This window comes from Pseudoflavonifractor sp. An85 (genome assembly GCF_002161235.1).
GTDB lineage: Bacteria > Bacillota > Clostridia > Oscillospirales > Oscillospiraceae > Enterenecus.
The window spans coordinates 26,159-35,342 of record NZ_NFHE01000024.1; the positions used below are offsets into that span (position 1 = coordinate 26,159).

Consider the following 9,184-nt stretch of genomic DNA (forward strand, 5'->3'; position numbering starts at 1 on the left):
CAATGGGAAGGCAGAGCAAACGCTCTGCCTTCCCATGTTGCGTTTATTGTTCCACCAGTTTCTCAGCGATGCCGTACTTGTCTGCCACCTGCTTCATGGTGCCGTCGGCGTACTTCTCAGCAAAGAACTCGTTGAGCTTGGCGGCCAGATCGGAGCCCTTGCGGAAGCCCACGCCATACTGCTCGTCGGCCAGGGATACGGTGTAGGTGAGGTTTTCATAGCTGGTGCCCTCTCCGGTGGAGGCCACAGCCATGAGGTAGTCGATGATGGCTGCATCCGCGGTGCCCGAGGACACCTCCAGCAGGGCGGTGGCCTGGTCCAGAACGGGGGTGTAGGACAGGGAATAGGCGTCGGCCTGCTCCATGCCCGCCGAGCCGTTTTCCACGGAGAAGTTCAGCTCCTTCAGGCTGTCAGTGGTCTGGTACTTCTCCGCCTGATCGGCCTTGACAATCACCACCTGGGCGTTGTTGAAGTAGGGATTGGAGCACTCCATGGCCTCCTTCACGTCCTCGGTGAGGGTCATGCCGTTCCACACCACGTCGATGGTCTTGCCGTCCAGCTCCATCACCTTGCTGTCCCAGTCGATGAGCTGGAACTGCACCTCCACCCCCAGGCTCTCGGCAAAGAGAGAGGCCATGTCCGCGTCAAAGCCCACCCAGTTGCCGTCTGCATCCTGGTAGTCCATGGGCTCAAACTCGGTGATGCCCACCACCAGGGTGCCCTTGTCCTGGACATAGGCCAAATCGCTGGCGGATTCGGTGTTTTCGGCGTTTTTACTGCCACAAGCGGTCAAACTCAGCCCCAAAGTCAGGGCCAAAGCCAGAGAAATCATCTTTTTCATGTTGCATATCCTCCTTGTCACACAAGACGCTGGCCCGAAGGAGCCAGTGACGGTATTTTAGCACAGTAACGAGATAATGTAAAGAGGTAAAAAGAAAAAATGTCTCCCGGCGGAGGACAACTCCGCCGGGAGTACACAAGCATGTACAATTAGCCGTTTCCGGTGGGGATAAAGGGGCGAATGGCCATGGCCACATTGGAAATGGGCATGGTTTGCAGCCACACCTTACCGGGGCCGGTGAGCAGGGTGTTGAACACGCCCTCGCCGCCCAGGAACATGTTTTTCAGCCCGGGCACCTGCTGGATGTCCATGGTGACGGAGGGCTCAAAGCCGGCCACGTTGCCGGTGTCCACCACAATCTGTTGGCCGGGGGCCAGATCGTACTCCACCAGCTCGCCGTCAATTTCCGCAAAGGCAACGCCAGAGCCGGACAGCCGCTGCATGATAAAGCCTTCGCCGCCAAAGAAGCCAGCGCCCAGCTTGCGGCTGAAGTGAATGGACAGATCCACTGAGGACTCGGAGGCCAAAAAGGCGTTCTTTTGCAAAACCATTTCTCGGCCAGGACCGATGTTCAAGGCGATAATTTTGCCGGGGAAGCTGGAGCCGAAGGCGATCATACCCTGGCCCCGGGCGGTGTAGGTGTTTTGGAAGATGCTCTCACCGGAGAAGGCCCGGGAGAACATCTTGCCCAGACCGCCGCCTGAGGTCTCCATTTGCATGTTGGGGCTCATCCATACCATGGAGCCCCGTTCGGTAATCATCCGCTCCCGATCTTCCAGATGGCAGATGACCACAGGGAATGCGCCGCCGGTAATTTCATATCGCATAACAAAACCTCCTTAGGATGGTATTTTACCGTGATACACACGGATATCCATAAATGTATAGGGGAACTTGTATGGAAAAGGGCTTCGTCCAGGGCCGGGATGCTCAGTGGGCCCATGTCGCCAATGAGACAATTCCATCATACCTGTAGGTGGGAGGAATGTCAAGGGTGGAGGTATGGGAGAAAATCACCGGTTTCTCCTGTGGGCATCCATAGCTGTTATAGCTGAATGATCTGCCGCTTTTTGTCGTACAGGGTTTTGCTGCCAAAGTACAGCGTGCCAAAGCAGGCGCAGGTGACGGCAGTACAGATGGCGATCATAATGGCAATCTGATAGAGAATGGAGGTCATGGGCAGCGTGCCCGCTAAAATCTGGCCGGTCATCATTCCGGGCAGGGAGACGATGCCCATGCCCACCATGGAGTTGAGGGTGGGCAGCATGGCGGTCTCCAGGGCTTGGCGGGTAAAGGGCAGCAAAATGTCCTCCGCCGAGGCTCCCGCGCACACCAGAGCCTCAATTTTACTGCGCTGGTCGGAGAGGGATTCCCGGAAGGTTTTGATCCCCAGAGACACCCCGGTCATGGTGTTGCCCATGACCATGCCCCCAATGGGAATGACATATTGGGGATTGAACAGGCCTTCTCCCACCACCACTGCCACAAAGTAGGCCAGCACGCACAGGCCAGCCAGGGCGATGGACGCTCCCGCCACCAGGCGAAACCGGGGGTTGAGATCCTTGTTTTTTCCCAGAACGCGGTGGATGGAGAACCCGGTCATGGCGCCCAGGTAGGCCACCACAAAGAGGGGATGGGGGTGTTCAAAGATATAGGTGAGGATGAGGCCGGCTAGAATGAGTTGCACCGTCATCTTCATGCTGGATACCACCAGTAGACGGGTCTGGTCGATGCGGCATACCCGCATCACCCCCAGCACCACCAGTAGTAGAATATAAATGAGTAAAAACTGCCCGATTTGCAGTTGAATGATTCCGTTCATAGCTCTTCTCCCACCACAATCACCTGGTCGGCAAACAGCTCCACCAGCTTGGGGCTGTGGCAGACGCACAGGGCGGTGAGCCCCTGTGCGCTGCAATAGTCTTTGAGGTTGCTCAGTACCTGCTGGGCCGTGGCCTCGTCCAGGGCGGCTGTGGGTTCATCCAGCAATACCACGTCGGTGGCCAGGGAGAGAAAGATGGCCAAAAACACCCGCTGACGCTCGCCCCCGGACAGGGAGTCGCAGGGGGTGTCCACGGGGAAGTCCAGACAGCACAGGCGCAAAAAGTCCTCTGCCCGCGCCGCCTCCAGCCGGGGCTGCCGCCGGGCGTCATAGTAAAAGTGAAAGTTCTCCAAAATGGTGCCGGGGGCCAGATACACCCCCTGGGGCACCAGCAACACCTGCTTGCGGTAGGGGAGAATCTGATACTCCTCCAGGGGGATGCCCCGGTAAAAAATACACCCCGGATCGGCGGGAATGGAACCGTTGAGCAGGCGCAAATAGGTGCTCTTACCCGCCCCGCTGCGGCCGGTGAGAAAGGCAAAGTTCCCCGCCTTCACCCGGATGTCCGGATAGTGGAGAAAGTCCTGGAAGTGCAGGCGAGAGGTGATGTGTATCATGTCCATAGCCGTCTCCTCACTCCTGAATGTCTACCACACGCACCACGCCGTCCACCACCTGGAAGTGCACCTCCAGCCCGCCAAAGCCGAAGCCGTACACCCGCTGGCTGTCCCGCTGGTAGGGTGGACGGGGGTCTTGGGCCAGAACGCCGGTGAGGGCGGCCAGCTTCTCCTCCGGTACCAGACAGAGCAGGTGGGAGGGAATGTCCACCTCCAGCACCGGTTCCGGGGCCGCCTGGGCAAAACCGCCCACCGCCTGGGGGCGGCAGTCGGCGTAGGGGATATAGGGCTTGATGTCATAGATGGGGGTGCCGTCCATGAGGTCCGCCCCCGCCACATGGATTACCGGGCCCTGGGGGGTGTGCTCCTCCACCCGCACCAGCTCCACACAGGACAGGCCGATGGGATTGGGGCGGAAGGGGGAGCGGGTGGCAAAGACCCCCATGCGGGTGTTGCCTCCCAGCCGGGGCGGGCGCACTGTGGGTGACCAGGGCTTGCCCACGCACTGGGAGAACTCCCAGATGAGCCACAGGTGGGAAAATCCGTCCAGACCCCGCAGGGCTTCCGGGTTTCGATACTCAGGCTCAAAGAGGATGGCGGCCTGCAAATCCTTCACCAGTCCCGCCTGACGGGGCACGCCAAACTTGCTGGTGAAATCCGTATGAATGTGGGCAATGGGTTTCATGGGAGCACCTCATTTTTACTGTATTTCCTCTATGGTATCACACGACCTCATCCCGACTCAACAGCTTCCGGTAGGTCAAGTCCATACCGATGGCCCCCAGAGGCGCGGTGATGAGAATGCCCAGCACCGCCACCGACAGCACAATGGGGCCGCAGGACAGGCCCATGGCCAGAGGCACCGAGCCAATGGCGGCCTGCACCGTGGCCTTGGGCAGGTAGGCGATGACGCAGAACAGTTGCTCTTTGCGGGTAAGTTTGGTGCCTGCCACGCACAGGCACACACCGAAGGCCCGGAAGACCAGGGCGCACAAAATCATGAGCACGGCGGCTCCACCGGCGCCCAGGGTGTAGCGGATGTCCACCGCAGCGCCCACCAGCACAAAGAGAATGACCTCGGCGGCAATCCACAGCTTGCCGAACTTCTCAGACAGGCGCTGGGAGACAAAGGCGGGGCTTTTGATTTTCAGCACGCAGGCCATGCTCACCACAGCCAGCAGACCGGACACAGACACAATGCCCTCCAGCCAGGTCTCCACCGCCATGAGGGTAAAGGACACACCCAGGACGATGATGACCTTGGTGCTGTTGCGCACACAGTGCTGGTGGGCGTAGGCGGTCTCGAAAAAGCAGCTTAAAAGCCAGCCCACCACAGCGCCCAAGGCCACGCCCAGGACGATGGACACGGGAATGTTCACAAAGTCCATGAGCTGGGGATTGCCGCCCTGGGCCATACCGGTGAAGGTGGTAAAGAGGACGATGACAAAGATGTCGTCGCAGGAGGCCCCGGCCAGAATCATCTGGGGGATGCCCTTTTTGGTGCCGTACCCCGTCTCCATCAGCTGCACCATCCGGGGTACCACCACCGCCGGGGACACCGCACCCAGCACGGCGCCCATGACGGCGGCTTCCATGATATTGATACCCAGCAGGTGGGGGGCCACCAGCACATAGCCCAAAATCTCAAAGCTGGCAGGGACAAAGGACATCATCACCGCCGGACGGCCCACCTTTTTCAGGTCGGACAGGTTGAGAGACAGGCCTGCTTTCAGCAGGATGATGATGAGAGCCATTTGTCGCAGGTCAGCGGAGATGGACAAAATGAACGGGTCCAGCCAGTTCAGCACATAGGGGCCCACCACAATGCCGGTGATGAGCATGCCGATGATGCGGGGCAGCTTCAGTTGCTGCACGATGGCGGCCATGGCCAGACCCACCAGGAAAATAAGTGCCAGGGATGTTAACATACTTGGGTTCCTCCTTGTTTTCCGGCCACAAAAAAAGCCAATGCCCCCTGTGACCGAAATAAATCACAGAAGTCATCAGCTGAACACAGCGGTTTCGGTTTCCCGTGGGAGAACTTCATTCCCGGAGGGTATTATAGTCCATGGAAGGGCATTTGTAAAGGGGGAGAAGAGAAAGAGACGATGCACATGGTGCATCGTCTCTGAGCGTGTCGAAAAAAGTTCGACACGCTTCTCGAAAATGCCAGCATTTTCTCGATCTGTTGCAGCCCGCTGCATGCAGCCTTGGGTCAAAGGGCGACCCAATTCCACACTGGCGGGCTGAGAAGTGTTTTTTCCGATGCGCATGTCCCCGGAAAAAACAGATTTTGATTTATTTTCCCGCCACCGGGCGGGAAAACTCTGCCGAGGGCTTTTTATGGTGCAAGACGATGTATTTTTCTTGCATGGACATAAGGTTTTTGGACAGTCTGAGAGACGATGCACATAGTGCATCGTCTCTCAGGGATGTCACTTATGGCAGCTGCAACCGCCGTGTTTGCTGTGGGGGCAGCTTTTGCCGTCCGGGCAGCCGATGCAGTGGGCACCGGACCGCTTTTTCCGGATGATGTACCCCATGGCGACGGCCAAAATGACCACGATGACAGCCAGAACAATGTAATCCATTACGCCGTCACCTTGCCTTTTTGGTTGCTGAGGGTGTACTCCTGAGCCAGCTGACGCTTGGTGCGCAGGATGAGGGCGACCACGATGCCCACAATGCACACCACGGCGATGAGGCCGGGGACGAAGCCCACGCCCACGCTGCCGGTGGTGATGAGGGTGCCAATCTGGTAGACCAGGAAGGAGAGGGTGTAGGCGGTGCCAATTTGCAGGGCAATGCCGCCAAACAGCCACTTTTTGTTCTGCATCTCCGAGTTCATAGCGCCAATGGCGGCAAAACAGGGGGGCGTGTACAGGTTGAACATCAGGTAGGCCAGGGCGGCCACAGCGGTGAGGCCCATGGCAGTGGCCACTTCGTTGGCCCCGCCCACCAGCACCTTCTCCTCCACGTCGATGAAGTTGGTCAGGCCGTATACCACCGCCAAGGTGCTTACCACATTCTCTTTGGCGATGAAGCCGGTGACGGCGGCAGCAGCCAGCTGCCACACGCCGAAGCCCAGAGGAATCATGAGAATGGCAAAGGGATGAGCGATGGTGGCCAGAATGGAGGTGGACTCCATGCCCTCCTCCACCAGCTGGAGGGACCAGTTGAAGCTCTGCATCACCTGCACCGCAGCGCTGCACACCAGAATGATGGTGGCGGCCTTGATGATGAAGGCCTTGGCCCGGCCCAGCATGGACAGCACCGCCCGCTTCAGGCTGGGCACCTTGTACTCAGGCAGCTCCATGATGAAGAAGGACTTGCGGTACTTGTGGCCGGTGATCTTCTGCACCAGCAGGGCGCCCAGGATGATGAGCACAATGCCCACAAAGTACATCAGGGTGCCCACCCAGGAGGCGTCAGAGAAAAAGACGCTGGCAAACAGGGCGATGACGGGCAGCTTGGCGCCGCAGGGCATAAAGGGGGTGAGCATGGCGGTGGTGCGTCGCTCCCGCTCATTGCGGATGGTGCGGCAGGCCATGACGCCGGGGATGGCGCAGCCGGTGCCGATGATCATGGGAATGATGGACTTGCCCGACAGGCCCACTTTTTTAAAGAAGGGGTCCATGACCACACTGACCCGGGCCATATAGCCACAGTCCTCCAGCAGAGCGATGAGGAAGTACATCACCATCACCAGGGGCAAGAAGCCCACCACGGCGCTGACACCGCCGATGATGCCCTCCACCAGCAGAGCCTGGAGGAAGGGGTTGGCGGAGGCCACCTGCTGGCCCACCCACTCCTTGAAGACGTCGATCCAACCCACCAGCCAGTCGGCAATGAAGGGGCCCAGGCGGGACTGGGAGATGTCAAAGACCAGGAACATCACCACGGCGAAGATGGGGATGCCCAGCCAGCGGTTGGCCAATATCCGGTCAATCTTGTCCTGGACGTTGCTCTGACGGGTGAGCACCTTGCGGCTTTCCACCTTACTTACCAGGCGGTCCACAAAGGCGAAGCGCTGGCGGTCGGCCTGCTCCACCGCCTGCTTGTCGGTCAGGTCCACATCCCCCTGGGTATAGGGGGCCAGCTGCACCTGGCCCAGCTGGGCGGCAGCGGCCTCCACCACCTGAGAAAGACCCTTCTGGGAGGTGGACACCGTCTCCACCACTGGACAGCCCAGGGCCTTGGACAGGGCAGAAACGTCAATTTTGGTGCCCTTTTTCTCGTTGAGGTCCTGCTTATTCAGAGCCACTACCACGGGAATGCCCAGCTCCAGCAGCTGGGTGGTAAAAAACAGGGAGCGGCTCAAATTGGTGGCGTCCACGATGTTGACGATGACATCGGGATGCTCCTGGCGGACATAGCTGCTGGTGATGCTCTCCTCGGATGTGAAGGGAGACATGGAGTAGGCCCCGGGCAGGTCCACCGCCACCAGTTCCAACCCACGGGGGTTAAACTGCTTTTTGATGGGGCTTTCTTTCTTGTCCACCGTCACGCCCGCCCAGTTGCCCACTCGCTCGGAGCGGCCGGTGAGGGCGTTGTACATGGTGGTTTTTCCGCTGTTGGGATTGCCTGTGAGTGCAATGCGCATGGTGATACCTCCTCAATCTCTCAATAAGTTAGTTAAAGCTAACCTATGGACAAAAAGATGCCGGGAATCTGGGGAAATCCCCTTAGATGGAGATGGCTTCCGCCAGATCCCGGTTGATGCTGTACCGGCCGTCCTTGACGGAGATGACATAGTTGTCCCGCAGCTGGGACACCACGGTGACGGACTGCCCGGAGTAGCAGCCCAAGGTGAACAAAAAGCTGTCCAGCTCGTCGTCATCGGTGACAATGCCGGTGATGGTGTATTCCTGCCCCAGTTGGGCATGGGTCAAATTCAAGGGGCGTTCCTCCCATTTCATGTGATAGTTGTTTGTTGCTAACTGATAAGATAGCACTGGCTAACTGTTTTGTCAAGTCCCCCTTGGGAAAAATTTTCCCAAGGGGGCAAAGGCTTTTCAACCGAGGGGGAATTATGATATGATGAACACAGATCGACAAATGGTCTGCCCTTGGAGAGGGGGATAAACTACTACTACACGCAGTTGAGGACGAAGCTCCATGAACATCGCAAAGATTATGATACCCAAGGCCTGCACGGTGGTGCTCCACGAGGACAACACGGTGCGCCAGGGGTTGGAAACCATGTGCCGCAACAGCTATACCGCCATTCCGGTCCTGGACGAGCAGGGGGGATATGTGGGCTGTGTTACCGAGGGAGATTTCCTGCGCCATGTGTTGGAGGTGGGCTCCACGGAGAAAAAGAAGCTGGAACAGTGCCGCATTGGCCAGATCATGCGCCGGGATTTTTGTCCGGCGGTGAGCATCCGGGCCACCTTCCAAGAGGTGATGGCCCTGGCCATGGAACAGAACTTTGTCCCTGTGGTGGATGACCGCAACGCCCTGTGCGGCATTGTCACCCGGCGCAACCTGCTGGGGGCCGTGGGCAAGGAGCGGGCCCAGGAAGTTGGGGTAGAGTGAGGATACATAAAAACAGCGATGCAGTGAAAGCTGCATCGCTGTTTTTTGTGAATCGCGGTGCTCTCCCATGGGTATAGATTGTTTCGGAGGTGCGCACACTAACCCGGGGTGATGGCATGAAAGAGGCAAGCAAATACATGGTCACCGGCGCGTTGGCGGGTCTGGCCAACGGCCTGTTTGGAGCGGGCGGTGGGCTGTTTCTGGTGCCGCTGTTCACCGGCTGGGTGGGGCTGGAGCAGCGGCGGGCCTTTGCCACCTCGGTGGCGGTGGTGTGCTGCCTGTCCGTGGCCGCGCTGGTCAGCTATGCGCTGCACGGCGGGGTGGACGTGGCCCAGGCCCTGCCCTATCTGGCGGGGGGCTTGGTGG

11 protein-coding genes and 1 riboswitch are annotated in these 9,184 nt (G+C 58.8%); of the genes, 2 read left to right on the forward strand and 9 right to left on the reverse strand.

Annotated features, from left to right (window positions below):
- Nucleotides 1-43 precede the first annotated feature (43 nt).
- The 9 genes from B5G37_RS10820 to B5G37_RS10855 all read right to left on the reverse strand — a co-directional run bounded on the left by B5G37_RS10820 (nucleotide 44) and on the right by B5G37_RS10855 (nucleotide 8,178).
- Nucleotides 44-841: a transporter substrate-binding domain-containing protein gene (locus tag B5G37_RS10820; RefSeq protein WP_087257378.1), complete on the reverse strand. Its 798-nt coding sequence runs from the start codon at nucleotides 839-841 to the stop codon at nucleotides 44-46.
- A gap of 149 nt (nucleotides 842-990) precedes the next feature.
- Nucleotides 991-1,668 carry a TIGR00266 family protein gene (locus B5G37_RS10825; protein ID WP_087257380.1) on the reverse strand — a complete coding sequence of 226 codons (678 nt, stop codon included), beginning with the start codon at nucleotides 1,666-1,668 and terminating at the stop codon, nucleotides 991-993.
- Between the two features lie 218 nt (nucleotides 1,669-1,886).
- Complete coding sequence (locus B5G37_RS10830) at nucleotides 1,887-2,663, reverse strand: ABC transporter permease (RefSeq protein ID WP_087257382.1); 777 nt, start codon at nucleotides 2,661-2,663, stop codon at nucleotides 1,887-1,889.
- Nucleotides 2,660-3,286 carry an energy-coupling factor ABC transporter ATP-binding protein gene (locus B5G37_RS10835; RefSeq protein WP_087257384.1) on the reverse strand — a complete coding sequence of 209 codons (627 nt, stop codon included), beginning with the start codon at nucleotides 3,284-3,286 and terminating at the stop codon, nucleotides 2,660-2,662. The genes B5G37_RS10830 and B5G37_RS10835 overlap by 4 nt, the downstream gene beginning before the upstream one ends.
- Nucleotides 3,287-3,296: 10 nt before the next feature.
- Complete coding sequence (gene tsaA / locus B5G37_RS10840; protein ID WP_087257386.1) at nucleotides 3,297-3,965, reverse strand: tRNA (N6-threonylcarbamoyladenosine(37)-N6)-methyltransferase TrmO; 669 nt, start codon at nucleotides 3,963-3,965, stop codon at nucleotides 3,297-3,299.
- Between the two features lie 37 nt (nucleotides 3,966-4,002).
- Nucleotides 4,003-5,208 carry a cation:proton antiporter gene (locus B5G37_RS10845; RefSeq protein ID WP_087257388.1) on the reverse strand — a complete coding sequence of 402 codons (1,206 nt, stop codon included), beginning with the start codon at nucleotides 5,206-5,208 and terminating at the stop codon, nucleotides 4,003-4,005.
- A 59-nt stretch (nucleotides 5,209-5,267) separates the two neighbouring features.
- Nucleotides 5,268-5,340, reverse strand: a riboswitch (Fluoride riboswitch).
- Nucleotides 5,341-5,715: 375 nt separating this feature from the next.
- Complete coding sequence (locus B5G37_RS15020; protein ID WP_143482930.1) at nucleotides 5,716-5,871, reverse strand: FeoB-associated Cys-rich membrane protein; 156 nt, start codon at nucleotides 5,869-5,871, stop codon at nucleotides 5,716-5,718.
- A complete protein-coding gene (locus B5G37_RS10850) occupies nucleotides 5,871-7,883 on the reverse strand; it encodes a ferrous iron transporter B (RefSeq protein ID WP_087257390.1) in 2,013 nt (670 codons plus the stop codon). The genes B5G37_RS15020 and B5G37_RS10850 overlap by 1 nt, the downstream gene beginning before the upstream one ends.
- An 82-nt stretch (nucleotides 7,884-7,965) precedes the next feature.
- The gene (locus B5G37_RS10855; RefSeq protein WP_087257393.1) at nucleotides 7,966-8,178 is read right to left on the reverse strand and encodes a FeoA family protein; all 213 of its coding nucleotides are present in this window, start codon (nucleotides 8,176-8,178) and stop codon (nucleotides 7,966-7,968) included.
- A gap of 220 nt (nucleotides 8,179-8,398) precedes the next feature.
- On the opposite strand from B5G37_RS10855, the gene B5G37_RS10860 reads away from it, so the two are divergent.
- Together B5G37_RS10860 and B5G37_RS10865 are read left to right on the forward strand one after the other, a co-directional pair.
- Complete coding sequence (locus tag B5G37_RS10860; RefSeq protein WP_087257395.1) at nucleotides 8,399-8,818, forward strand: CBS domain-containing protein; 420 nt, start codon at nucleotides 8,399-8,401, stop codon at nucleotides 8,816-8,818.
- 116 nt (nucleotides 8,819-8,934) lie between these two features.
- On the forward strand, nucleotides 8,935-9,184 hold a 250-nt coding region (locus B5G37_RS10865), incomplete at its 3' end, for a TSUP family transporter (RefSeq protein ID WP_087257396.1).

Excerpts from the sequence above, each read along its gene's own strand:
- B5G37_RS10835 (WP_087257384.1), bottom strand. The coding sequence starts at position 3,286 with ATGGACATGATACACATCACCTCTCGCCTGCACTTCCAGGACTTTCTC.
- B5G37_RS10850 (WP_087257390.1), bottom strand. The coding sequence starts at position 7,883 with ATGCGCATTGCACTCACAGGCAATCCCAACAGCGGAAAAACCACCATG.
- B5G37_RS10845 (WP_087257388.1), bottom strand. The coding sequence starts at position 5,208 with ATGTTAACATCCCTGGCACTTATTTTCCTGGTGGGTCTGGCCATGGCC.
- B5G37_RS10825 (WP_087257380.1), bottom strand. The coding sequence starts at position 1,668 with ATGCGATATGAAATTACCGGCGGCGCATTCCCTGTGGTCATCTGCCAT.
- B5G37_RS10820 (WP_087257378.1), bottom strand. The coding sequence starts at position 841 with ATGAAAAAGATGATTTCTCTGGCTTTGGCCCTGACTTTGGGGCTGAGT.
- B5G37_RS10860 (WP_087257395.1), top strand. The coding sequence starts at position 8,399 with ATGAACATCGCAAAGATTATGATACCCAAGGCCTGCACGGTGGTGCTC.
- tsaA (WP_087257386.1), bottom strand. The coding sequence starts at position 3,965 with ATGAAACCCATTGCCCACATTCATACGGATTTCACCAGCAAGTTTGGC.
- B5G37_RS15020 (WP_143482930.1), bottom strand. The coding sequence starts at position 5,871 with ATGGATTACATTGTTCTGGCTGTCATCGTGGTCATTTTGGCCGTCGCC.
- B5G37_RS10830 (WP_087257382.1), bottom strand. The coding sequence starts at position 2,663 with ATGAACGGAATCATTCAACTGCAAATCGGGCAGTTTTTACTCATTTAT.